This is a genomic window from Citreicoccus inhibens, from assembly GCF_019039035.1.
In the GTDB taxonomy this organism is placed as follows: Bacteria; Myxococcota; Myxococcia; order Myxococcales; family Myxococcaceae; genus Citreicoccus; species Citreicoccus inhibens.
In genome coordinates this window covers 14,852-37,217 of the sequence record NZ_JAHNZT010000003.1, presented here as the reverse complement: position 1 = coordinate 37,217, position 22,366 = coordinate 14,852, and the positions used below count along the sequence as shown (strand labels likewise).

The following is a 22,366-nucleotide window of genomic DNA, read 5'->3' as shown; positions in this document are numbered from 1 at the left end:
CGCCGCGAGGTGCTCGCGCCGTGGCGGCCGGTGGCGTAAAGGGACCCGCCATGAGAGACGACCTGAAGATCGCCGTGGTGGGCGCCACCGGAGTGGTGGGCCGCGAGGTGCTGGCCGCGCTGTACGCGCGCGACATCCCCGCCGAGCGGGTGCGGGCGTTCGGCTCCGAGCGCTCCCAGGGGCTCGAGGTGGAGTACGGCGAGGACACCCTGGAGGTGGAGCGGGCGACGCCCGAGGCGTTCCGGGGCGTGGGGCTCGCGCTCCTGGCCACGCCGGCCGAGGCGTCCCGCGTGCTCGCCCCGGCCGCGCAGGCCGCGGGGGCATGGGTGGTGGACGCCAGCTCCGCGTTCCGGAGCGACGGCAACGTCCCCATGGTGCTGCCGGGCTTCAACCTGGAGGCGCTGGGGCCGCAGTTCTCGTTCAAGGGCCGCGTGGTGGCGCTGCCCGGCGTGGTGTCCGCCTCCGTCATTCACATCCTGGAGCCGCTGCGCCGAGCCTTCGGCGTGGTGCGCGCGCAGGTGACGGCGCTCATGTCCGTGTCCGGCGCGGGGGTGCGCGGCGTGGCGGAGCTGGAGAAGCAGACGGCGGATCTGCTCTCGGGCCGTGAGCCGGAGGCCCAGGCCTTTCCGCACCGCGTGGGCTTCAACCTCGTGCCGCAGGTGGGCGGCTTCATGGTGAACTCGCCCTGGACCGAGGAAGAGGGGGCCTGGACGCTGGAGGCCGCGCGCCTGTTCGCGGCTCGGGGCGAGGTGCCCGTCATCGCCGGCACCGCCGTGCAGGTCCCCACGTTCCACGGCCACGGGCTGACGGTGAACGTTCAGCTCAAGACGCCGGGGCCGGTGGAGCAGGTGCGGGCCGCGCTCAAGACGTCCCCCTCGCTCAAGGTGCTGGATGCGCCCGGCGAGCGCATCTACCCCATGCCCATGCTCATCGTCTCGGACCCCGCCATCCAGGTGGGACGGGTGCGCGCCTTCCCGCAGGCGCCGGAGTGGGTGACGCTGTTCGCCGCCGTGGACAACGCCGGTCGGGCCGCGCAGCACCTCGTCGAGGCCGGGCTCAAGCTGGCGGAACGGACTTCCTGACATTTTGGCAATCCCCCTCTCCCCGCCGTGTCTGTTTGGCGCGGTGAGGCGGGCGAACCGGGGGATTTCCGACGGAGCACGCGGGGCTTGTGAGTGGCCTCCCGCTTGCTAGCGTCCGCCTACTCATGCGCCTTCTACTCGTCGGCCTCATGCTTTGCGCGTCGACGGCTTTCGCTCAGGCCGTCACGTTCACGGTGACGTCCACCAACGGCACGGATGTGCTCGTGCCCAAGGACAACTGCGAGACCAGCCGTCAGGTCAGCTATTCCCGCTCGGGCGGAAGCTGCGACGTCATCACCCTCTGGGTGGCGTCAGGCGGCTCGTGCTCGTCGAACAACTCGCAGCCGAGCACCGCGGACTTGATCCTCAAGGAGATTCCCACCAGCGACACCACCACGGTTTCGGGGACCCTGAATTTCAGCGTCTCGCAGGTGCTGGCGAAGCTGGCCGTGCCCACGGACGGCGCTCCGCCCATCTCGTGCAGCAATGACCAGGGCATCGAGCGCAACTTCAAGGTCTGCGCGACCACGCGCAAGTTCTCCACGTCCGGAGTGGGCACGACGTCGTGTGACACCGTCTTCTCGTCCATCGGCAACCCCATCAACGTGAAGTACGACCCCCAGGCCCCGGATGCGCCGGTCATCACCGGCGTCACGCCTCGGGATTCCGCGCTCGCGGTGTCGGTCAATGCCGAGACGGACTCGACCATCACCGTGACGGCGGTGCCGCAGGAGGCCCAGCCGGTGACGGACGCGGGCTCGGACGCCGGCGTGGCGGATGGTGGCCAGACGGATGGTGGCGATGCGGGGCAGGCGGGCGTGGGCGCGAGGCCGCGCATCGTGACGGCGCAGATCGTCACCGCGATGCAGCGCACGGGCACGAAGGTGGAGGGCGAGGGGGCCGTCATCATCGATGGCCTGACGAACGACGTGACGTATGTGCTCACGGCGACCGCGACCGACCGCGCCGGCAACACGAGCCCGGCCTCGGCGACGGCGCTGGGCACGCCCGTGGCGAGCCTGGGCCTCTCGGATGCGTACGCGTCCGCGGGTGGGCATGAGACGGGTGGCTGTGGCGCGACGGGCGGGGGGCTCGCGGGGGGCGCGGTGATGGCCGCCCTGGGCTTCTGGTTGTCGTCCCGGAGGAAGGTGTCATGAGGCGGGTTCTGGGGTTGGGAATCGCGGCGCTGCTGTTCGCGCTGCCTGCGATGGCGCAGGACATCACGGCGCCGCCCATGCGCTCGCCGCGTCATGGCGCGGTCATCTTCCGTGGTGGCGGCTACATGCCGCGCATCGACACGGAGAAGGGGCTGACGAAGAAGCCCTACAAAGAGACGTTCAACGACGCGTCGCTGCTCGTCATCGAGTTGGAGCTTCAGCGGTTCTTCTACCAGGGCATCGGGACCGCGGGCATGGGCCTCTCCGTTGGGTACGGAGAGAAGTACGCGCCCGCGAAGCTCGACTCGGGCGCGGCCTCGGCGGAGAAGACGGCCCTCAAGCTCGTGCCGCTTCAGCTCGACGCCTTCTACAAGTTCGACTACGCCGCGTTCGAGTGGGGCATTCCGCTCATCCCCTACGGAAAGCTCGGCCTCGTCTACACGCCGTGGTGGATGACCAAGGGCTCCAGCACGGGCCTCATCAACGGCAACAAGGCCTCGGGCGGCAAGTGGGGCTGGGCGGCCACCGGCGGCGTGGCGTTCCTGCTGGACGTGCTGGAGCCGCGCTTCGCGCGCGACTTCGACTCGGACCTGGGCGTGAACCACACGTTCCTGTTCGCTGAGTACTCGCACGTGGAAGTGAACAACTTCGGCGAGGCTGGACTCGTCCTGTCCAGTCGGCGCTGGATGTTCGGACTGGGGCTGGATTACTAACGGGCGGATATGCCGCCTCCGTTGGGTTCCGCTTCCAAGCCTCTGCCGCTCCTGTTGTGTCTGGCCGCCGTGGGGCTCGGTTCCTCCGGCTGCCACGCGGTGCGGCCCGAGGTGGGGCAGGCGCGAACGCTGGAGGCGGGCGTACCGGAAGCCTTCGGCTCCGCGTCTCCGAAGGCCCCGGTGGTCACGTGGGACTTCGGAGATGGCACGCCGCACCAGTCCGCGGCCCAGGTGAGTCATGCGTTCGCGCGCGCCGGCACGTACACCGTGCGCGCGCTGAGCGCGGACACCGAGGCGGCTCGGGTCCAGCTCACCGTGGTGCCGCGTCCGCTGTTGCGCGCGGTGCCGCCGGATGCTCAGACCGTGCTGTGGCTGCCGCGCCTGCACGGGGGCGTGGAGCCGCTCGTCGACTTCTATGAGCGCCTGGTCGGCGCGGAGAATGCGCGCACGACGTTGGAGGAGGCGCCGCTCGTGCCGCTCGTGTTGCGGAGCCTCGTCGGCGGGCCGAGCGTCGTGGACCCGGAGGAGGGGCTCGGCTTCTTCCTCGTGCCGGACTTCGAAGGCGTGGTGGCCCTGTTGGGCGTGACGGAGACGCCCGCGGCGCTGGAGGCGGTGTCCGCCGAGTTGCGCAACGCGGGGCACCAGGTGTTGCCGCAGGCCGATGGCACGGTGCGCGTGATGCCTCGCGACGGGGGCCACGCGATGCTGCTCTTCGCGGACCGAGGCTACGTGTACCTGGCGGTGCCGGACGCGGACGATACGCCTCCGGAGGGCACGCCGGTGCAGGCGATCTCGGATGTGCCCGCGGACTTGTCGATTGTGCGTGCGAAGGTGGAGCGCTCGCCCGCGGCCGGCATGTCCGAGTCTCCGCTGCTCAGCGACCTGCGCGAGCGCGTGGCTCCGGGGGATGTGTTCCTCTTCGCGTCGCCGCCCAAGCAGGTGCCGGAGGAGGCGGGCACGGTGCGCGGCTTCCTGGGCTCGTTGGCGGTGAAGGCCACCGAGATGTCGCTGGATGGTTTCTTGAGCACGTCCGCGCCGCTGCTCGAAGGCGAGCGAGGGCCGGCCGCCGCGGTGCTGTCTCGCAGTGTGCTGGGGCCGGTCGCCGTCGCGCAGTTGTCGGTGCCTCCCGAGGAGCTGGCTCGGTTGACCTTCGGTGCACCGGGATCGGCGCGGCGCGAGAAGATGCTGGAGCGCTGGAAGGCGCAGGGCGTGGACGCCGAGGCGTTGTTGAAGGCCCTGCGCGGCGACGTGGCGATGCTCGTCTACTTCGACGCGGCGGCGTTCTATCGCGACTTCATCCGCGCTCGGCAGCCGTCGCCCAAGGGCACGGTGGTGATGGAGGCGGGGCTCTCATCGGCGGACCCCGTATTGAAGTTGCTGACGCGGCAGCTCGAGGAGAGCGGCCTGCGCTACGACCTCCAGCGGCTCAATGACGGCATGCGCTTCCGGACACGGCTGTTGGATCAGCCGGTGGAGCTGACGGTCACCTCGCGCGGCGCCACGTTGCTCGCGGGGGAGTCGTTGGCGGGACAGCCCACGGGCGACGTGGGGGCGCGGCTTCGCGAGCGGTTTGGCGCGGAGGCGTTCGGTCCGGGACACCTGTCGCTGATGGTGGACGTGGGGCGGCTGCGCGAGGAACTCCAGGCGCGGCGTGAGGTGGTCGGGGTTCCGCAGGGGCAGCTCATCGCGGCGCAGGCCTTCGTGGGCGCGCTGTTGGATCAGCTCACGCCGCTGGACCACGGCTTCTTGGACTTCACGCCCACCGAAGGCGGAGGACGGCTCAAGGGCCGGGTCGTCCTGCGCGAGCACTGAGCGCGATGCCCATGCCCCTGACTGTCCTGTACTTCGCCGCCGCACGGGAGCGCGCTGGGGCGTCCCGCGAGTCGCTGGAGGTTCCGGAGTCGTCGCGGGTGGCGGAGGTGCTGCGACTGTTGACGGAGCGGCACCCGTCGCTCGCGCCGTTGCTGCCGCATCTGCGTGTGGCGGTGAACCAGCAGTTCGTGGGGTTGGATGCGCCAGTCCCTCCGGACGCGGAGCTGGCGTTGATTCCGCCGGTCGCGGGGGGCGCGCCGCGACTCTTCTCCGTGGTGGCTCGGCCGCTGCGGCTGGAGGAAGTGGTGGACGCGGTGGCGGGTGAGTCCGCGGGTGGGCTCGTGACGTTCTCGGGCGCGGTGCGGAACCAGACGCGCGGCCGGCGCGTGTTGCGGCTGGAATACGAAGCCTACGCGCCAATGGCCGAGCAGAAGCTGGCGGAGATTGGGGACGAGGTGGCCGCGCGGTGGCCTGGGACCCGGCTGGCCATCGTCCATCGCGTGGGCACGTTGGCGCCGGGCGAGCTGGCGGTCGTCATCGCGGCGGCGGCGGCGCATCGCGCGGAGGCGTTCCGCGGCTGTGAGCACGCCATCGAGCGGCTCAAGCAGGACGTTCCCATCTGGAAGAAGGAGTTCTTCGAGGATGGGGAGGTCTGGGTGGGGCTGGGGCCGTAGGCCGAGTCAGCGGACGCCGAAGCTGGCGGGCACTCGGATGCGTGTGCCCGCGTCCTGGGCATCGGCCCGCTCCTGCTCCGTCATGGGGCGCGCGGGCTTGTCCAGTCCCTGGGCCTTGAGGCGCTCGGCTTCCTGGGCGCGGGCCTGCTGCAGCACGCGCGCGTTGGACGCGGCGAGGCGCGCGGGATCGGGCGCCATGGTGAGGAAGGCGAGGGGCGCGCTGAGGAAGAACAGGACGGCGAGGATGAGCCGGACGACGTCCTGGGTCTCAACGCGGCGAGGCGCGTCCTTCACGACGGAGGGCGCGACGATCAGCCGCAGCTCGCCCTCGCTGAGCCGCAGGCTCATGCCCTCGCGCAGCTCGAAGGCGTCCGGTTTGGAGCCTTGAGTGAGGGGGGCGAAGGGGGTGCCCGACTGGCTGTACTCGACGCGCGCGGCGGGCGGTACATGGATGCGCCACCCCTGGTCGGTCTTCTCCGCGAGCAGGAAGGGCTCGTGGGGCAGGGTGAAGCCGTAGAGGGGAAGGGGGGCCTTCTCGTCCGGTGCCGCGTGGACGTTCACCTGCTCGGGGCCGTAGCTCCACGCTTCTGACAGGGTCGTGCCCCAGTACAGCTCGCAGAAGAGGCCGCCCTTCGCGGGGGCGCGGGTGCTCGGAGTGCGGGTGTCCATCGGTCGCGGCAGCATAGGCGTTCTGACTCGGTGGGCCCACTCACCCGCGCAGGCCCGTTGCGCCGCCAACGCGACGGCCTGCCCGCTTGCCCCACGTCCGACGCCTCACGGAGGTGCCGGCTGCGCCAGGTGTTGGGTGCTCGGGCTGCCAGCGTCGGGACGCGATTCCGAAGCGATTCGCGCGACAGCATTCGCGCTCCCTGCATCCGCGCGCGCTGCTGTCGCAGCGCTGTCCGTGTGCATGAGCGTCGTCGAGCTGCTGCCGGCATCCACATGAGCGGCGATCGCCGCGAGCGATGGTGTGCCCGCGCCGCCTGCATCCGCGGAATGCGTGGCCGCGATGAGCGTGGAGGGGCTCGCGTTGCCTGCATCCATGAGCGGCGCTGAGGTCGCGAGCGTTGGCGGCTCCGAGCTTCCCGCATCCCGCTGCGCTGCCGTCATCGCGAGGCTCCCCGCATCGGAGGAGAACCCGCCATCCGAGCGGAGCGTCGATGCGGCCAGCGCGCCTGCGTCCGTGCTGCCGGCATCAGCACGCGCTGTCGACGCGGCGAGTGTCCCTCCATCCGCGCTCGTCACCCCACCGTCGCCGTCCCCACGAAGCGCGGCAACGCCTGTCGCACCCATCCCCGCGTCCACGGATGCGGTGGCTCCTCCGTCATTCGTTGCGGTCGCGAACATCGACAGGCGCACGCTCGGGAGCGCCCGGCGGATCTCCGCGCCCGCCATGAGCACGATGGCGGACGCGAGCGCCAGGAACCCGAGCGTCTGCGCCAGCGTCTCCACGCGCGTGGGCAGCCGTCGGCCGCTCACCGCCTCGATGAGCAGCAGCAGGACCCGTCCCCCGTCCAAGCCCGGCACGGGAATCAGCGTCAACAAGGCCAGCGCCACCGATGCCGCCACCAAGGCGCGCAAGAGCGCATCCACGTCGGACGTCGCCACGTCCGTGGACTCCTGCCGCATCAGCGCCCCGGGGCCGCCCGGCCCCGCGTCGTGGCCCTGGAGCAGCTCCGTCATCGTCGCGAGTCCCTCGGCCGCCACGTTCCCCGTGTGCACGAACGCCTGCCTCAGCGCCTCGCCGGGGGCGTGCGTGCGGTAGACGTACTGCTGACTCACGCCGATGCGGCCCTGGCCTCGCTCGTCGGAGCGGGGGCGCACCGTCACCTCGCGCGCCTCGCCGTGCCGGTCCACCCCGAGCGTCAACGCGCGGCCGGTTCCCTGCGCCATGCGCTCCACGAACTCAGACCAGCTCGACAGCGCCTTGCCGTCCACGTGGACGATGCGATCTCCCGGCAGCAGCTGCGCGCGCGCCGCCTCGGAGCCCGGCAACACCGTGCCCACCGTCAACGGCACCACCACGTGCGTGCCGGACAGGTACAAGCCCAACAGGATTCCCACCGCCACCACGTAGTTGGCCAGCGGCCCCGCCAGGATGATGAGCAGCCGCCTCCAAGGGCGGCGCCGATCGAAGGCCGTCTCCTCGGCCGCGTCCGCGCGATGCGGATTCATCCCCTGGAGATGGGCCGCCGCGCCCAACGGCACCGCCCCCACGATGAACCGCGTGCCCCCCACGCCGAACGACAGCACGGGCGGCCCGAAGCCCAACGTGAACCTGGGCACCGGCACGCCGAGCAGGCGCGCGGCGATGAGGTGCCCCAGCTCGTGAACAACGAGCAGCGCCTCGAGGGCGAGGAGGACGAAGAGGTAGTGCATCCGTGGCGCGGGCTACAGCTTCCGGCGCTTCCCCGTCCGCTTGTAGGTCAGGTAGTCGGCGAGGATGGTGCCGTGGTCGAAGCACAGGTCCTGGGGCAGCGCGCTCACCGGGAAGGCCCGCGCCTCGGCGGCGTCATCCGCGCCGTGGGGCTCGCCCTGGGCTTTGCCGATGAACACCGTGGAGATGGTGTGCAGCCGCGGGTCACGCTTCGGGTCCGAGTACGTGAAGAACTGCTCCTCCAGCGTGACCTCCAGCTCCGTCTCCTCACGGGCCTCGCGGACCGCCGCCTTGTCCAGGGGCTCGCCCTCGTCCACGAAGCCGCCAGGCAAGGCCCAGCCCACCGGCGGATTGGCGCGCCGGATGAGCACGATGCGGTCCCCCGGCAGCTCGATGATGCAGTCCACGGTGGGTTTGGGGTTGCGGTATTCGGGCATGGGGACGCAGTCTACCCCCTGCCGCCGCGGACGCACCGCGCCGCGTGCATCCCGTGGGGTATGGTGAGAGCCGTGTCCACCCTCCGACGCTTCGTGCTTGCGCTCCTCGTGTGTTCTGCTCTCACGCAGACGGGCTGTCTGCCGTTCGCCCAGCGCGAAGGCGAGTACAACATCACGCCCACCGAGGTGCTGCGTGACGACTGCGAGCTCCTCAAGGAGACGCAGGCGGATCTCCACCTCGCGCTCCAGATTACCGGCCGCGTGGTCCGCATCGACTTCGGCGTGCAGAACATGCAGCTCATCGGCTTCTTCCTCGAGGAGGGAGAGTCCTTCACCGCCGATGGAAGCGTGGCCAACGTCAGCACCAACACCAACGGGCTGGAGTGCCTCCTGGATGATGTGAGCGTCCACATGGAGGGCACGACGCAGTGCGCGACGCAGTTCGATGGCGTCCTGCGGGTCATCTACCAGTCCAACCGCCTGGAGCGCTGCTCGTGCGAGCTGTGGATCCGCTACCAGGCCGTTCAGGATGACAAACGGTGCGTGCCGGAGTCTTGAGTTGAGTGCCCGGGGTTCCTAGAACAGGGGGCGTTGCCACCTGTCTGGAGGGGAGCCCCATGGCTGACACACCGCAGGAGATCCACTCGGTCCTGACCGAGGCTCGCGTCTTCCCGCCGCCCGAGGCGTTCGCTCGGCGAGCCCACATCCGAGGCATGCAGGACTATCAGCGGCTCTGGGACGAGGCCGCGAAGGCGCCGGAGAAGTACTGGGGCGACCGGGCCCGCGAGGAGCTGTACTGGAAGGAGCCCTTCCAGACCGTGCTCGACTGGAAGCCGCCGCACGCGCGCTGGTTCGTCGAGGGCCGCACCAACCTCGCGTACAACTGCCTGGACCGGCACCTTCCCGCGCTCAAGGACAAGCCCGCCATCCTCTTCGAGGGTGAGCCCGGGGACCGCCGCCGCATCACCTACGGAGAGCTCTCCGCCGAGGTGAACCGGATGGCCAACGGCCTCAAGTCGCTGGGCGTCCGCAAGGGTGACCGCGTGGGCATCTACCTGCCCATGGTGCCCGAGGCAGCAGTGGCCATGCTGGCGTGCGCGCGCATCGGCGCGGTGCACTCCGTGGTGTTCGGTGGCTTCTCCGCCGAGGCGCTCCAGGAGCGCATGAACGACGCGGGCGCGCGCGTGCTCCTCACCGCGGATGGCGGTTGGCGCAAGGGCGCGGTGGTGCCGCTGCTCAAGAACGTGACGGCGGCGCTCGCGAACACGCCGAGCCTGGAGAAGGTCGTCGTGCTGAAGCGCACGGCGGACGTGGCGATTCCCTCGGGCTCGAAGTGGGTGGCGTGGGACGCGCTGGTGCAGGGCCAGTCCGACGTGTGCGAGCCCGAGTGGGTGGAGAGCGAGCACCCGCTGTTCATCCTCTACACCTCCGGCTCGACGGGGAAGCCCAAGGGCGTGCTGCACACCACGGCGGGCTACGCGTTGGGCGCCTCGCTCACCACGCGCTGGGTGTTCGACCTGCGCGAGGACGACGTCTACTGGTGCACCGCAGACGTGGGATGGGTGACGGGACACAGCTACGTCGTCTACGGCCCGCTGATGAACGGCGTGTCCACCGTCATGTACGAGGGCGCGCCGACGCACCCGGGGCCGGACCGTTTCTGGGAGCTCATCGCGCGTTACAAGGCCACCATCCTCTACACGGCGCCCACCGCCATCCGCGCCTTCATGCGCCTGGGCGAGGAGCACCCGCGCAAGCACGACCTGTCTTCGCTGCGCCTGCTGGGCAGCGTGGGCGAGCCCATCAACCCCGAAGCCTGGATGTGGTACCGCGACGTCATCGGCGGCGGACGCTGCCCGGTGGTGGACACGTGGTGGCAGACGGAGACGGGCAGCATCATGATCTCCCCGCTGCCCGGTGCCACGCCCACCAAGCCGGGCTCGGCCACCTTCCCGCTGCCCGGCATCCACGCGGAGATCCTCGACCGCGCGGGCAAGCCGGTGCCGCGCGGGCAGGGCGGCCTGCTCTTCATCACGAAGCCGTGGCCGTCCATGCTGCGCAGCGTGTACGGCGATCCCGAGCGCTACGTGCGCACGTACTTCAGCGAGCTGCCCGGTCGCTACTTCACGGGCGATGGCGCGCGCACGGATCAGGATGGTTACTTCTGGTTGATGGGGCGCGTGGATGATGTGGTGAACGTGGCCGGCCACCGCCTGGGCACCGCCGAGGTGGAGAGCGCGCTCGTGGCGCACGCGAAGGTCTCCGAGTCCGCGGTGGTGGGCCGCCCGGATGACCTCAAGGGCACCGCGCTCGTCGCCTTCGTCACGCTGAAGGCGGGGATCCGCCCGTCGCCGGAGTTGAAGAAGGAGCTGGCGGCGCACGTGTCCAAGGAGATTGGCGCCATCGCGCGGCCGGATGAGATTCGCTTCGCCGAGGGCCTGCCGAAGACGCGCTCGGGGAAGATCATGCGCCGGCTGCTGCGCGACGTGGCCGCGGGCAAGCAGGCCACGGGTGACACCACCACGTTGGAGGACCTCAACGTGCTCGCGGCCCTCAGTCAGAACGACGAGTAGCCGCGCCCCGGGCCCCGCGTCGAACGCGCGCGGGGCCCGAGTTGGTTCGCAGCGAACCATCGCGAGGTCGCCCGGAAGTCCGCGGGCGAAGGAGCTGTCGTACCCGGTACCCGTCGCCGCGCGCGCCCCCGTGAACCGCGAGCGAGGATGAGCGGATGCGCCGCGCACCCGAGCCGGGCCTCCACACGGCGAGGTCGCTCCGGCCATCGCCATCGACGCTGGTGGAGTGCGGGTTGAGGGAGCGGTTCTGCATGGGGCGCTCTGCTTGCGCAGGTCGGGGCGAGGTCCCACGTGTCCACCCGCCCCCTGAAGCGCGCCGTCGCCGCGCAGCACGGCTCGCAGTTCGCGCGGGGCGCATGCGGATCCGTCGCGAACGCCGCGGCGTCGTGCACGCGTCGGACGTCAACGTCTGCGTCGCGGGTTCGCGGCCCGAGTCGCTGTTCACCCTCCGGCATCGCGCGCGGCCGCATGTGCAAGCTGCGAGGAAATCTCCGCTGGCGCGGTGAGGCCCGTGAGGAATTCGCTCCGCGAGATTGCGTGCGGGCATGCGTGGCGGATGCGCGCGTTATGCTCGGTGCATGTCAGCGCTCCTTCCGTATCTACCTGGGCAAGCCGCGACCTGGGCGAGGCGTGACGACGAGGGCCAGGAGCCCGTGACGTTGGATCTGCCGGGCTGGACGATGACGGTCCAAGGCACCGAGGCGGGGGGGCCGCCCAACCTGCGCTGTTGGTCCTTCGAGCGCGGGAACGCGTGCGTGCGCATGACGCGCCATTGGGATCAACCGCTGTCGCCGGGCCATCCCATGGTGGTGGCCTCGCGGCGCGTGGTGCGCACGGGCGCGGGCACGCTGGAGCTGTCCACCACCCGCGTGTTCGAGGGCCAGGAGACGCGCGTGGACGTCGCCTTCATTCAAGGCGCGGACTGGTTGGTGCGCATCGTCTTCGAGAACTGCGACGCGGCCACCGTCGACGCGGCGATGGGCCGGCTGTCCGTGCGCGAGTGAGCGCGCGCCTAGTTCGGAGCGAGCACCCACTCGATGAAGTGCAGGTCCTCGCGCGTGTACACGAAGGACACGCTGGTGGGAGTCCACTCCACGCGGTCCACCAGTCCAATCGCGTCCGTGAAGACTTCGTCGAGCTTGCGCCCATGCGCATCGCGCAGCCGCACGTAACCCGGGCTGTACGTGTCGCCGCCGTCACCGGGCAGCGTCATGTGCAGGAACCTGGGCGGGAAGCTCCAGAGCACGGCGCGCTCCAACTGGAAGTTCCCATCGGGGCTCACCTGGACGGAGATGACGGTGCCCTCCTGGTACGTCACCCCGAGGGCCGCGCCGACCACCAGGACTCCGCCTGCCAGCAGCGCCCACGCGAGGGGCCGTGCTCTCCGGACGCCAGGGCGCTCGGCCTGTCGCGTGGGGGTGTCCGCCATCAGACCGCGCGGACGTTGCGCACGTCGGGGGCGGGCGCGGGCTCGGGGGAGGCGGGACGCGCGGGGCGCTCGGAGGCGAGCAGCTTCTTGCCCCGCATGAAGGCCGCCGCGTTGAGCACCATGCGCTTGGCCTTGCCGCGCAGCGTGGCGGAGGCCTCCACGTCCCGCCGCAGCAGCAGCCACGGCGCCGTGTTCCGCAGCACCGTCACGGGCGAGTACAGCACGCCCAGGAACAGGTACTCGGTGGACAGGTGGTTGACCCGCTTGCGCATCGACATGCTGGCGCGGTTCTCACAGCCGCCCTGGGCCGACTCGAAGTGGTAGAGCACCGCGTCCGGCGCGTACACCAGGTGCTCGCCGTGGCGGAACAGCTCCGAGCAGAAGAGCGTCTCGTCGCGGAAGGCAGAGGGCGCCATGCGCTCGTCGAACCACGCGTGGCCGAAGAGGGCGGTGGTGGGCGCGCGCTTGAAGCTCATGTTCGCGCCCATGGGCGTGTGCGGCACCAGCACCGCCGAGCGCTCCACCGAGTCGAAGTTCGCCTCGACGAAGCCCGACATGCGCACCTGTCCGACGGCGCGCTCCTTCGTGGTGCGGTCGGCGTCCAGCCGCGAGCGGATCCTCCCCGCCACGCCAATGGCGCCCGGGTTGTCCTGCGCCGCGCGCACGTGCGCCATGATGAAGCCCGGCGCGAGCACCACGTCGTCATCCACGAAGATGACCAGGTCACCATGCGACGAGGCCACGCCCACGTTGCGCGCGCGCGTCAGTCCCGCGGGCTGCGACGGCACGAAGCGCAGCGCGGGCTCGTCGCGCCAGTCCGGCCGCATCTCGTAGACGCGCTCGGGCATGCCCTCGTTCTGGTACACGACGATGACCTGCGCCTGGATGCCGGCCTCGCGCGCCGCGGTCGCCTCGCGCAGCAGCGAGGGCAGCGAGATGGTCAGCTCCTCGAAGCGGTTGTACGAGCAGCAGACGATGTCCACGCTGCGCACGGGCAGCTCCCGCAGGCGCGCGTTGCGCGTGCGCTCCAGCGTGGCGTCCGGCATGGTGGGCGCCACCTGCGTGCGCACGAACTCCAGGTAGGCGCGGTCGTTCTCCGTGTAGAGCTGCTGGAGGACCGCGCGGTTGCGGGGCGCGCTGGACTCGTAGGTCGCGATGCGCTCGGGCAGCTCCGCGAGGACCTGCGTCAGCTCCTGCGCCTTCTTGAACAGGCCCAGATAGCGGATGCCCCGCCGCTCCAACTCGCGGGCCGCGCCGACCTCGGCCGCGATGACCGGCAGGTCCGCCGCGAGCAGCTCCACCAGGTTGAAGCCGAACGACTCGGACGTGGACGCCATGAGGCCGCCGTCCGCGTTCGCCATGATGCGGGCCAGCTCCGCGTCGGACACGCTCCCCATCCACTCGAAGGCCGTGTCCGCGATGCCCGGGAAGCGCTCCTCGAGCATCTTCTGGTAGCTGCCGAACGGGCCCATGGGGACGTCGCGGCCCACGGCTTGGATGCGCACGCGGCGGCGCTGCTCGGGCGTCAGTCCCGCGAGCGCCGAGCACACCAGGTCAAAGCCCTTGCGGTGCTCGATGCGCCCCACCATGACCAGCCGGAACACGTTGTCCGAGGGCGCGCGGGCGCGCTTGGTGCGCGGGGCGATCCGCGCGAAGTTGAACGGCAGGAGGAAGTCGTGCTCCCGCGCGCGGCTCACCCCCAGCAGCGAGGTGCGCACGCGCTCCTTGAAGTACCCGGCATAGTCCGGGTTCGAGTACAGCCGGTGCTTGAGCAGGAGCTGCTGGAGGGTCTCCGTGTGCAGATGCACCTGCACGCCCAGGTCGCCGCGGTCGAGCCCGTTCTGCTGAACGACTTCCTCATACGGCGTGACGATGCGCACCACGGTGCGCTCGTTGAGCCACGGTACGAAGTGGAAGAAGAGCGTCTCCGCGCGCCAGTTGGTCGTCTCCACCCAGAGGATCTCGCGACCCCAGAGCTGCGTGAGCTCGAACGTCTTCTCCAGGACGCGGGCCGCGAACGCGACGTTGCCGAAGTGAAGCTTGCGACCCAGCACCGGCACGGCCTTCTGCAGGGCCTTGGACAGATAGGAGCGCGACCCGGTGACGCGGTGGACGAGGTTGCCCGCCGCGTCGAGGTGCATGAACTCCTCATCCGTATCGGACTCGGCGATGACTTCGACCTCGAAGCCCTCACGCTGGAGCTGCACGGCGAGGTGCTGGGCGAGGTACGCGGCGCCGCCCCAGGCGGTGTAGGGAGGGTACTCGCCGAAAACGAGGAGGACGACTGGCTTGCGATTCATGGAACTCCCCATCCCGGCCCGACCCAGGCGGGGGCCTGGGATCTGGAGGACGGAGAGAATGCCATCCGCCCTCTTGGGAACCAACACCGGATGATGGATGAAACAGAGCGAAAAATGAGCGGACGCCGCGTCTTGTGGTGCACGTCAACACCCGCGGGTTTCATGGCGGACTACGGGCCTCGTTGGAGGTGGATGATGGCCTCGTCCAACAGGGCGGCCACGCCTCGACGTACCACGTGAACGACCTTGTGGTGGTGGATCGACGGCCCGTGCGTGTAGTGGCCGCTGACCTTGTGGTGCAGCTCGGTTGCACCCCAGACAAGCACCAGGTCTCCCCACTCCAAGTCGCTCTTCGCCCGGTCCGCGGTGCGCCGCTCCGTCCCATCCACCATCCGCAGCGCGATGTGCTCGCCCAGCTTGGCTTCCAGTTCCTCTCGAACCGCGGGAGAGCCGCCCACCACCACCACCCGGTGGACACCATGGCGTCGGCACGCCTCCAGGAAGGCCACCTCGGCGCGGTGATTGGCCGAGCCTCCGCACCGGGCGCAGTGGCTGCGAGGCTCCACGCGCAGGGGCTCTCGCCCGCTCGCTCGCGCCACTTGGAGGCAGGCGGGATCCGCGCAGACGGGGAAGAAGCGCTCGGTGAGCAGCTCGGCGGCGCGCAAGAGCTTGGGCTCGCTCATGCGCGCCTTGCCCTGGCGGGTGAGGCCCGCGCCCTCCAGCACCTCACGCGCCCGCGCGCGCGTCTCGGTCAGGGTGAGGCCGCGCTCCGCCAGCCATCCGTCGATGTCCCGGTCCGCGCTCATGGCGAGCCCGCCGGCTTGGCGCGAGGCGCGAACAGGTCCGTCTGCACGGGGCCGGGCGCATCCAGCCCGAGCGCCTCGCGCACCGGCGCGAACGAGCGACGGTGGATGGGCAGCACGCCGCGCTCGCGCAGCGCCTGGAAGTGCTGCGCGGTGGGGTAGCCCTTGTGCGCTGCCAGTCCGTAGCCGGGATAGCGCGCGTCCAACTCGCCCATGAGCCGGTCGCGCGTCGTCTTCGCGAGGATGGAGGCGGCGGCGATGCTCAGCGACAGGGCGTCGCCGTGGATGATGCCGCGCTGGGGGGCCGGGCACTCCGGGATGGTGCGGGCGTCCACCAGCACATAGTCGGGCCGGTGTGAGAGCCCCTCGACGGCCCGGCGCATCGCGAGGAGGCCCGCGTGGTAGATGTTGAGGCGGTCGATCTCCTCGACCTCCGCCTGGCCTATCGCCCACGCCACTGCGTCGCGTTTGATCGCCACGGCGAGCGCCTCGCGCTTCTCCGCGTCGAGAATCTTCTTCGAGTCATCCAGCCCCTTCAGCTTGAAGCCCTTGGGGAGGATGGCGGCGGCGGCGACCACGGGGCCGGCCAGCGGCGCCATGCCCGCCTCATCCACCCCCGCGACCTTCAGCAGCCCCTGCTCCCACAGCTCGGTCTCGAAGCGCAGCAGGTGCCGCAGCCGCTGTCCCTCGGCGCGGTTCTTCTCCTGCCGGGCGCGGATGCGGCGAGCGAGGGTGCGCGCGCCCTGACGGGTATCTGCCTCCAGGGCCTGGAGCAGCCCCTGGGGCACCGCTTGCGCCAGATTGACGTAGCGCTCGGTCAGCTCGGAGAGCGAGCACTGGAGAAGCAATTCCACGCTGTCGACGGACATGACGGGGCCTGCGAAGGGCTATGCCCTAGAGGTATCCGGGGGAACGACCTGCTGGACACTGCCAACACGCGCGCTCCCACAACATGCCCGGTCCTCGTCCGTCCGAGCGCACCGCTGTCCCGCCGCCAAGAAGGGGAGGGAGGCCGGGCATCGGACAGCCGCGAGGACGTGACGCATGGCGTAAGCCGTATCCCAGGCGGTGGGGTCGGCACAACCGCCAGAGGAGGGCCTCGGGCGGATTTCACCGGGACGCCCACAGCGCCCGGGCTGTCATTCGCTCAGCTGGAGGCGGAGGTCCGGGGGGACCGGCGCGCAGTGGCACGGGTCGCACGTCCACTCCACCCGCACCGCGGAGGACGTCTTGGAGCCCGCGGTCGCCACCACGTGCAAGGGGCCCGGGGCCAGCACCTCGTCGATGGCGGTGGTGACACCGTGGTCATTGGTGAGGGCGGTGATGCTGACATTCGAGTCCAGGTTGGTGGCGACCACCGTCGCGCCGCGCACCAACGCGCCGTCGGCCGCGACGACCTCCACGTGCAGTGCCAGCGGATCCGGTTGACAGGCGGACTCTGTCCGCGAGCCGCGAGGTGCGTCGTCGCACCCCGCCAGCAGCAGCAGCCCGAGGATTCCCGAGCGCCACGACCCGCGCCTCCGCTTCGCTCCCGTCCCGCCCACCCGCGCCATGGAGGAGAAGGTGGGGCGGAGCGGTGTCGCTGGCAACGCGACTGTCGCCCGGAAGTCGCTCCGGTCGCGCCGGGAGTCCGGTGCTAGCTGGGGCCGGGGGCCTCGTCCCACGGCGCGCCGAGCCAGGCCTGGAACGCGGCCTTCTGTGTGTCGGTGGGCTTGTCCACCCGCACCAGGTACGCGGCCTCGGCGGGCTTCTGCCCCAGCACCACCGGCACGGTCAGCAGGCGGTCACGGCGATAGAGCGTCACGCGCACCGTCTCGCCGGGGCGCTTGTCCTCGCAGCGCGCCACCAGCGCCGCGCCGTCCGCGCGCCATCCGTCCAGCGCGACGACTTCGTCCTCGGGATAGAGGCCCGCCTCCATCGCGGGCGAGCCCTCCAACACGGAGGCGAGCGTGGCCTGCCCCTTCGTCGTGACACCCAGCCATCCCTTGGGCTTCTGCTCATGGGCCTTCACGCGGGGCGCGCTGCCGCCCTTGTCGCCCGCGGACTCGCGCGGGCGCAGGCGCAGCTCCAGGCCCACGTGCGAGAACAGCGAGTAGTCCAGCTCCTCAGTGGAGCGCACCGCGCGGTCGAAGAAGGGCGTGAGGTCCGTGCCCGCAAGCTCGCTGGCCAGCGCCTCCACGCCAGCTTCGGGAACCCCGGAGCCATCTCCGTAGCGCTGCCACAGCCCGCGCATCACGTCGTCCAGGCCGCGCGCGTCCTGGGTCGCGCGGCGCAGCTCCAGGTCCAACAGCGCGGAGACGACCTCGCCCTTGAGGTAGTAGGAGATGGCGCTGTTGAGGGAGTTCTCGTCCGGCCGGTAGTGCTTCACCCAGCTCACCAGCGACGACTCGGCCAGCGTCTGGGTCTTGCGGCCCGGCGTGGACTGGAGCGCGGTCAGGGTCTCGCCCAGCCGTTGCAGGTAGCGCGCGGCGGACATGAGCCCCGCGCGGCGCACGAGCAGGTTGTCGTAGTACGCCGTGGCGCCCTCGAAGGCCCACAGCAGCGTGGTGTAGTTCTCCTGCGCGTAGTCGAACGGCACGAGCGCGCGCGGCTTCACCCGCTTGATGTTCCACAGGTGGAAGTACTCGTGCGCCGCCAGGGTGAGGAAGTCTTCCCATCCGCGGTGCGAGCCCAGCCCGAGCCGAGGAAAGACGAGCACGGTGGACGCCTGGTGCTCCAGCCCACCCCGGCCCTTGTCGGTGAGGTACACGAGGAACAGGTAGCGCTTCATGGGCAGCGCGCCGCCGTACATCCGCGCCTGCGTCTCGCACACCCGCTGGAGGTCCGCGCAGAGCCTCTCCGCGTCCGGCACGCTGTCGCCCCACACCACGACTTCATGGGGCACGCCCGCGGCGGTGAAGCTCAGGGGCGTGTGCGGCCCGACCTCGAAGGGGCTGTCGATGAGCGCGTCGAAGTCGTCGGCCACGAACGCGCTGTCCTGCTGCTCCAGCGCGCAGAAGGCTCGCCAGCCCTCGGGGGCCACCACGGTGACGTGATGCGCGAGGCGCCGGGTGGCCTCCGTGTAGAGGAAGACGGTGGCGCCGTTGAAGTAGCCGTGGCTGCCATCCAGGTGGCTGGTGCGCACCGTCAGCTCGTTGGCGTAGACGCGGTAGCGCAGCGTGACGGCCTGCCCGCCGGCTTGCACGCGCCACGTTCGCTTGTCCACGCGCGACACTGGCAGCGGGCGCCCCTGAGCGTCCTGCGCGGACACGTCCTGCACGTGCCGGGCGAACTCGCGCACCAGGTAGCTGCCCGGCGTCCACACCGGCATCAGGGCCTCGAGCACATCCGGGCCCGAGGGGAAGCGGGCCTCGACCTCGAAGAGGTGCGTGTGCGGCCGAGGCATGGCGACGCGATAGTGGACCGCTTCCAACATGGACGTGTCCCTCGTGCGGAGGTCCTACGGGCGCTTGGCCCGGACGAGCACGGCGCCGAAGAAGCCGTCCGTGCCATGGGTGTGCGGTGCGAGTCGCAGATACGGCCCGGGGCCGAGCTTCGCGCCCAGCTCGGCGCCGAGCACCTCGGACACCGGGCGCACCGTGAACTCTGGATGGTGGGCGAGGAAGTGCTCGATGACCTGCTCGTTCTCCTCGCGCAGCACGCTGCACGTGCCGTAGATGAGCCGGCCGCCGGGCTTCACGAGCTGGGCGAAGCGCGCGAGCAGCGTCTTCTGCCGCGTCACGTGCATGGCCAGATCATCCGGCGTCAGGCGATAGCGCGCGTCTGGCTTGCGGCGGAAGGTGCCCGTGCCGCTGCACGGCGCGTCCACCAGCACGCGGTCCGCCTTCTCCTTCAGGGGCTCGAGGGCCGTGTCCACCTCGGGACCCTCTGGCGGGATGAGCAGCGTGCGCACGTTGTGCACACCGGCGCGCCGCGCGCGCTTCCTGAGCTCGTCCATCCGGCGCTCGTCGATGTCCAACGCGTGCAGGTCGCCGCGGTTCTTCATCTGCGCCGCGAGCTGGAGGGTCTTGCCGCCCGCGCCCGCGCACGCGTCCACCACGCGGGTGGGCGGCGCGTCGACGAGCATGCCCAACAGCTGGCTGCCCTCGTCCTGGATCTCCAGCCCGCCCTCGCGGAAGGCCTCCAGGGAGAAGATGTTGAGCCGCGTCTCCAACACGAGCCCGAACGGGGACAGCGGCGTGGGCTTGGACTGCACCTCCTCGGCCTGGAGTCGGGCCTGGAGCGCGGTGCGGTCACCCTGGATGGGATTGGCCCGCGCGGTCAGCGGGGCGCGCTCGTTCATCGCCTCGGCGGCGCGGGCGGCCTCGGCGCCGAAGACGTCGCGGAAGCGCTCGGCGAGGAAGTCCGGCAGCGACGCGGCGATGGCGAAGCGCTCGTTCTCGGGCAGGGCCTCCAGCGCGGCGGCGGCGCTCGGCAGCGCGTCCAGCACGGCGGCCTCCGAGCTGCTCAGCGCGCTGGTGCGCGCCACCATCGACGGGGACTCCCCGTACAGCACGCGCGAGGCCGCCAGCCGCATCACGTCCTGGCGCGTGGTGTCCAGCGAGTCGAAGCGCTTGTGGGCGCGGCCGAGGAGGAAGTCCACCGTGCGCTGGCGGCGCAGGAGCGCGTAGACCCGCTCGGCCACGGCGCGGCGCTCGGACGAGTAGAGGTTCGTCTTGCGGCGCAGCACGAAGTCCAGGGCCCGGTCGGACAGGCGGCCCTCGTGGCGCACGAGTCCGTAGGCCTCCAGGCTCGCCTGGAGCACCAGGTCCTCGCGCATGGGCCGGGTGGCGCTCTCGGCGGCGGTCGGCTTGGGCCGCTTGCCCGGGCGCTCGCCGGGCGCGCGCGACGAGGAGGGCGAGGAGGTGGAGGCATGCCGGCGGGACGGCCCGGACTTTCGTTTCATGGCCATGGAGGACTGGGGCCATCGCACTCCCCGGGCCGGGTTGACAAGCGCTGATGTGCGGGAAGCCCCTCGGGACCCTGGGTTTCCTGGAAACCCCGACGGGGGATGGGGTGGCTCGGGAGGACACCGCGCGTCGGGCCCGAAGGGGCCGGGCCAGGGGGCAGGGGCTTGTTCAGGACGAAGCCGTCCAACATCTCGCCCGTGGGCGTCATCGCCCAGGCGGTGAGGGTACCCTCTTGGACCACGACCTCCAGGAAGGCATGGCGCGTGTCGTCCCGTCGGGCGCTCCAGGTGGGGGTGGCACCGGGGAAGCGACGCAGGTCTGCGCCGCCTCCCCCCACCACGAGGTAGGGGATGCCGCGCTCGCCCGGGCGGGCCTCGACGTCGCCGCGCATGGGGCGGGTGCGTTCGTAGTCGTGGTCATGCCCGGAGAGCACGAGGTCCACGCCCGCGCGCTCGAAGATGGGCCCGAACTGGCGACGCACGGTGACCTGCGAGCCGTGCGTCCCGCTGGACCACGGTGGGTGGTGGAAGAAGACCACCTTCCAGGGGAGCCGCGACGCGGTCAGGTCCGTCTCGGCCCAGGCCCGCTGCGCGGCGGCGGTGCAGTGCGCGGGTGAGGCCATCCCCAGCGCGCAGTTGGAATCGAGCGCGACGAAGTGCACGGGTCCCCAGTCGAACGCGTAGTAGCGCTCGGTGCCCTGCGGGTTGCCACTGGGCAGGTACAGGTTGTCGAGGTACGGCTGTGCCTCGTTCGTCACGTACTCGTGGTTGCCGGGCGCGGTGAAGAGGGGGACCTCGGAGAGCAGGGGGGCCAGCGGCTGGAAGAAGTGCGCCTGGAACTCCGCCTCGGTGCCGGAGGCGTAGGCGAGGTCTCCCAGCGCGAGGAACAGCTCCGGCTGGCGCGTGCGCATGCGCTCGGCGATGGCCCGTTGGTCTCCGCCGCCCGTGCCGAGGTCTCCCACTGCCACGAAATGCGCGGAGCGCGAGCCGGGGGCCGGGGCGGTGCGCAGCGCATGGTCGGCGGACTGGAGCCCGCAGGCGCGGATGGCGTAGCGGTACGAAGTCCCTGGAGCCAAGCCCGTGAGCGAGACCGCGTGGATGCGCCCCGAGTCTCGCGACGTGGCGAGCCGGTGCTCATCACCCACGCCATAGTCCACCTGGGCCACGCAGTCGGTGGACAGGCGGAAGGCCACGAGGGCCTGGGTCGGCTCCACTTTCTGGAGGTACGGCTCGCGGATCAGCGAGGGCACAGGTGCGGCCTGGGCCCTCACGAGCCAGGGCAGCAGCGCGAGGAGCCACCCGATGCGCATGTGCGCCATGCCATCCCCCCGCGCGAGCGTGTCGCTAGGGCGCCGTCACGTCACAGGCGCTTCGTTCCTCGGTCCGGGCCGTCCAGTCCATCCGGGCTTTATGCGGAGTCCTCCTTCGTGCTCCGGGGCGCCATCGCGGTCCACCGCAGCCCCCGCAGGGGCGGGCCCACCGTGCGGCCCATGGCCGCGGCCAGCATGCCCGGCTCGGACTCCTCGACCTCCAGCTCCAGCCGGCGGCCGTCGAAGTCCAACGCGCAGCTCTTCACCAGCACATTTCGGTCTCCGAGGGCCTTGCGCAGCGCGGCCTCCGCTCCGACGAGGTCATCGGATTGGGCGCTGAGCAGCAGCCGCTGCCGGGCCGCCGTCTTCGCGGGCCGATTGAAGAGGTCGAGGACGAACAGCAGCACGGTGGTGAACGCCGTGCCCATGGCCGCTAGCACGAGGTTCCCGTGTCCACACGCCATGCCGAAGCCGATCACCAGGAAGAGGATGGCGGCGTCACGAGGGTCCTTCAGCCCCGAGCGGAAGCGCACGAAGCCGCCCAATCCCACGAGCCCGAAGGCCTTGGCCACGCTGTTGCCGATGACGGTCGTGATGACCGCCGCCGCGGCGCACAGCAGCACCTGGGCCTGCACCATCTCCGCGCGGGGCAGGGGATGGCCCAGCAGGGGCCGCCAGGGCCTCAGCGAGAGCAGTGTCCCGATGAGCACCGCGGCCAGCATGCGCGGAACCATGGACGCCAGGGAGAAGGCGTGCAGCTCGGTCTGTACCTCTTGCATCAGGGGCGCGAACGCGGTGTCCATGTCGGCGG

20 protein-coding genes are annotated in these 22,366 nt (G+C 70.9%); 8 read left to right on the top strand and 12 right to left on the bottom strand.

Going from position 1 to position 22,366, the window contains the following annotated elements:
• The first annotated feature begins 50 nt into the window (after positions 1-50).
• The 5 genes from KRR26_RS04735 to KRR26_RS04715 all read left to right on the top strand — a co-directional run bounded on the left by KRR26_RS04735 (position 51) and on the right by KRR26_RS04715 (position 5,438).
• A complete protein-coding gene (locus KRR26_RS04735) occupies positions 51-1,082 on the top strand; it encodes an aspartate-semialdehyde dehydrogenase (RefSeq protein ID WP_120201220.1) in 1,032 nt (343 codons plus the stop codon).
• 149 nt (positions 1,083-1,231) lie between these two features.
• Entirely contained in the window at positions 1,232-2,239 is a 1,008-nt protein-coding gene (locus tag KRR26_RS04730) for an MXAN_2561 family MXYO-CTERM-anchored protein (RefSeq protein ID WP_147422843.1), read from the top strand.
• A complete protein-coding gene (locus KRR26_RS04725; protein ID WP_120201217.1) occupies positions 2,236-2,952 on the top strand; it encodes an MXAN_2562 family outer membrane beta-barrel protein in 717 nt (238 codons plus the stop codon). The genes KRR26_RS04730 and KRR26_RS04725 overlap by 4 nt, the downstream gene beginning before the upstream one ends.
• Before the next feature lie 21 nt (positions 2,953-2,973).
• Positions 2,974-4,764 (top strand): PKD domain-containing protein, encoded by a 1,791-nt coding sequence (locus tag KRR26_RS04720; RefSeq protein ID WP_236068317.1) that lies wholly within the window; start codon positions 2,974-2,976, stop codon positions 4,762-4,764.
• Positions 4,765-4,775: 11 nt separating this feature from the next.
• Positions 4,776-5,438, top strand: coding sequence for a molybdenum cofactor biosynthesis protein (locus tag KRR26_RS04715; protein ID WP_120202256.1), 663 nt, complete (start codon positions 4,776-4,778; stop codon positions 5,436-5,438).
• A gap of 6 nt (positions 5,439-5,444) precedes the next feature.
• On the opposite strand, the gene KRR26_RS04710 is transcribed toward KRR26_RS04715, so the two are convergent.
• The 3 genes from KRR26_RS04710 to KRR26_RS04700 form a co-directional block, all read right to left on the bottom strand.
• Entirely contained in the window at positions 5,445-6,107 is a 663-nt protein-coding gene (locus KRR26_RS04710) for a hypothetical protein (RefSeq protein WP_217079220.1), read from the bottom strand.
• Between the two features lie 105 nt (positions 6,108-6,212).
• Entirely contained in the window at positions 6,213-7,817 is a 1,605-nt protein-coding gene (locus KRR26_RS04705; RefSeq protein ID WP_217079219.1) for a site-2 protease family protein, read from the bottom strand.
• 12 nt (positions 7,818-7,829) lie between these two features.
• The gene (locus KRR26_RS04700; RefSeq protein ID WP_120201210.1) at positions 7,830-8,252 is read right to left on the bottom strand and encodes an NUDIX domain-containing protein; all 423 of its coding nucleotides are present in this window, start codon (positions 8,250-8,252) and stop codon (positions 7,830-7,832) included.
• 72 nt (positions 8,253-8,324) lie between these two features.
• Here KRR26_RS04700 and KRR26_RS04695 point away from each other — a divergent pair, with 72 nt between their 5' ends.
• The 3 genes from KRR26_RS04695 to KRR26_RS04685 all read left to right on the top strand — a co-directional run bounded on the left by KRR26_RS04695 (position 8,325) and on the right by KRR26_RS04685 (position 11,829).
• A complete protein-coding gene (locus KRR26_RS04695; RefSeq protein ID WP_233576513.1) occupies positions 8,325-8,810 on the top strand; it encodes a hypothetical protein in 486 nt (161 codons plus the stop codon).
• A 59-nt stretch (positions 8,811-8,869) separates the two neighbouring features.
• On the top strand, positions 8,870-10,825 hold the full coding sequence (acs, locus tag KRR26_RS04690; RefSeq protein WP_217079218.1) for an acetate--CoA ligase: 1,956 nt from the start codon (positions 8,870-8,872) through the stop codon (positions 10,823-10,825).
• A gap of 578 nt (positions 10,826-11,403) precedes the next feature.
• A complete protein-coding gene (locus KRR26_RS04685; protein WP_147422842.1) occupies positions 11,404-11,829 on the top strand; it encodes a hypothetical protein in 426 nt (141 codons plus the stop codon).
• A gap of 8 nt (positions 11,830-11,837) precedes the next feature.
• Here the strand turns inward: KRR26_RS04685 and KRR26_RS04680 are convergent, their stop codons facing one another.
• The 9 genes from KRR26_RS04680 to KRR26_RS04640 form a co-directional block, all read right to left on the bottom strand.
• A complete protein-coding gene (locus KRR26_RS04680) occupies positions 11,838-12,254 on the bottom strand; it encodes a hypothetical protein (protein ID WP_147422841.1) in 417 nt (138 codons plus the stop codon).
• Positions 12,254-14,554 (bottom strand): glycosyltransferase, encoded by a 2,301-nt coding sequence (locus tag KRR26_RS04675; RefSeq protein ID WP_217079217.1) that lies wholly within the window; start codon positions 14,552-14,554, stop codon positions 12,254-12,256. The genes KRR26_RS04680 and KRR26_RS04675 overlap by 1 nt, the downstream gene beginning before the upstream one ends.
• A 170-nt stretch (positions 14,555-14,724) precedes the next feature.
• Positions 14,725-15,360 carry a hypothetical protein gene (locus KRR26_RS04670; protein WP_120201198.1) on the bottom strand — a complete coding sequence of 212 codons (636 nt, stop codon included), beginning with the start codon at positions 15,358-15,360 and terminating at the stop codon, positions 14,725-14,727.
• On the bottom strand, positions 15,357-16,226 hold the full coding sequence (locus KRR26_RS04665) for a ribonuclease HII (RefSeq protein WP_217079216.1): 870 nt from the start codon (positions 16,224-16,226) through the stop codon (positions 15,357-15,359). The genes KRR26_RS04670 and KRR26_RS04665 overlap by 4 nt, the downstream gene beginning before the upstream one ends.
• Before the next feature lie 270 nt (positions 16,227-16,496).
• On the bottom strand, positions 16,497-16,946 hold the full coding sequence (locus KRR26_RS04660) for a carboxypeptidase-like regulatory domain-containing protein (protein ID WP_236068316.1): 450 nt from the start codon (positions 16,944-16,946) through the stop codon (positions 16,497-16,499).
• A 47-nt stretch (positions 16,947-16,993) separates the two neighbouring features.
• A complete protein-coding gene (locus KRR26_RS04655) occupies positions 16,994-18,772 on the bottom strand; it encodes a M61 family metallopeptidase (RefSeq protein ID WP_120201192.1) in 1,779 nt (592 codons plus the stop codon).
• Between the two features lie 24 nt (positions 18,773-18,796).
• A complete protein-coding gene (locus tag KRR26_RS04650; protein ID WP_217079215.1) occupies positions 18,797-20,248 on the bottom strand; it encodes an RsmB/NOP family class I SAM-dependent RNA methyltransferase in 1,452 nt (483 codons plus the stop codon).
• Complete coding sequence (locus tag KRR26_RS04645; RefSeq protein WP_236068315.1) at positions 20,239-21,555, bottom strand: metallophosphoesterase; 1,317 nt, start codon at positions 21,553-21,555, stop codon at positions 20,239-20,241. Before KRR26_RS04645 ends, KRR26_RS04650 begins: the two co-directional genes overlap by 10 nt.
• Positions 21,556-21,653: 98 nt before the next feature.
• Complete coding sequence (locus tag KRR26_RS04640) at positions 21,654-22,358, bottom strand: DUF4956 domain-containing protein (RefSeq protein ID WP_120201186.1); 705 nt, start codon at positions 22,356-22,358, stop codon at positions 21,654-21,656.
• Positions 22,359-22,366: the final 8 nt, after the last annotated feature.

Excerpts from the sequence above, each read along its gene's own strand:
- KRR26_RS04715 (WP_120202256.1), top strand. The coding sequence starts at position 4,776 with ATGCCCCTGACTGTCCTGTACTTCGCCGCCGCACGGGAGCGCGCTGGG.
- KRR26_RS04680 (WP_147422841.1), bottom strand. The coding sequence starts at position 12,254 with ATGGCGGACACCCCCACGCGACAGGCCGAGCGCCCTGGCGTCCGGAGA.
- KRR26_RS04710 (WP_217079220.1), bottom strand. The coding sequence starts at position 6,107 with ATGGACACCCGCACTCCGAGCACCCGCGCCCCCGCGAAGGGCGGCCTC.
- KRR26_RS04655 (WP_120201192.1), bottom strand. The coding sequence starts at position 18,772 with ATGTTGGAAGCGGTCCACTATCGCGTCGCCATGCCTCGGCCGCACACG.
- KRR26_RS04685 (WP_147422842.1), top strand. The coding sequence starts at position 11,404 with ATGTCAGCGCTCCTTCCGTATCTACCTGGGCAAGCCGCGACCTGGGCG.
- KRR26_RS04700 (WP_120201210.1), bottom strand. The coding sequence starts at position 8,252 with ATGCCCGAATACCGCAACCCCAAACCCACCGTGGACTGCATCATCGAG.
- KRR26_RS04675 (WP_217079217.1), bottom strand. The coding sequence starts at position 14,554 with ATGAATCGCAAGCCAGTCGTCCTCCTCGTTTTCGGCGAGTACCCTCCC.
- KRR26_RS04725 (WP_120201217.1), top strand. The coding sequence starts at position 2,236 with ATGAGGCGGGTTCTGGGGTTGGGAATCGCGGCGCTGCTGTTCGCGCTG.
- KRR26_RS04640 (WP_120201186.1), bottom strand. The coding sequence starts at position 22,358 with ATGGACACCGCGTTCGCGCCCCTGATGCAAGAGGTACAGACCGAGCTG.
- KRR26_RS04645 (WP_236068315.1), bottom strand. The coding sequence starts at position 21,555 with ATGCGCATCGGGTGGCTCCTCGCGCTGCTGCCCTGGCTCGTGAGGGCC.
- acs (WP_217079218.1), top strand. The coding sequence starts at position 8,870 with ATGGCTGACACACCGCAGGAGATCCACTCGGTCCTGACCGAGGCTCGC.
- KRR26_RS04665 (WP_217079216.1), bottom strand. The coding sequence starts at position 16,226 with ATGTCCGTCGACAGCGTGGAATTGCTTCTCCAGTGCTCGCTCTCCGAG.
- KRR26_RS04705 (WP_217079219.1), bottom strand. The coding sequence starts at position 7,817 with ATGCACTACCTCTTCGTCCTCCTCGCCCTCGAGGCGCTGCTCGTTGTT.
- KRR26_RS04670 (WP_120201198.1), bottom strand. The coding sequence starts at position 15,360 with ATGAGCGCGGACCGGGACATCGACGGATGGCTGGCGGAGCGCGGCCTC.
- KRR26_RS04730 (WP_147422843.1), top strand. The coding sequence starts at position 1,232 with ATGCTTTGCGCGTCGACGGCTTTCGCTCAGGCCGTCACGTTCACGGTG.
- KRR26_RS04650 (WP_217079215.1), bottom strand. The coding sequence starts at position 20,248 with ATGGCCATGAAACGAAAGTCCGGGCCGTCCCGCCGGCATGCCTCCACC.
- KRR26_RS04735 (WP_120201220.1), top strand. The coding sequence starts at position 51 with ATGAGAGACGACCTGAAGATCGCCGTGGTGGGCGCCACCGGAGTGGTG.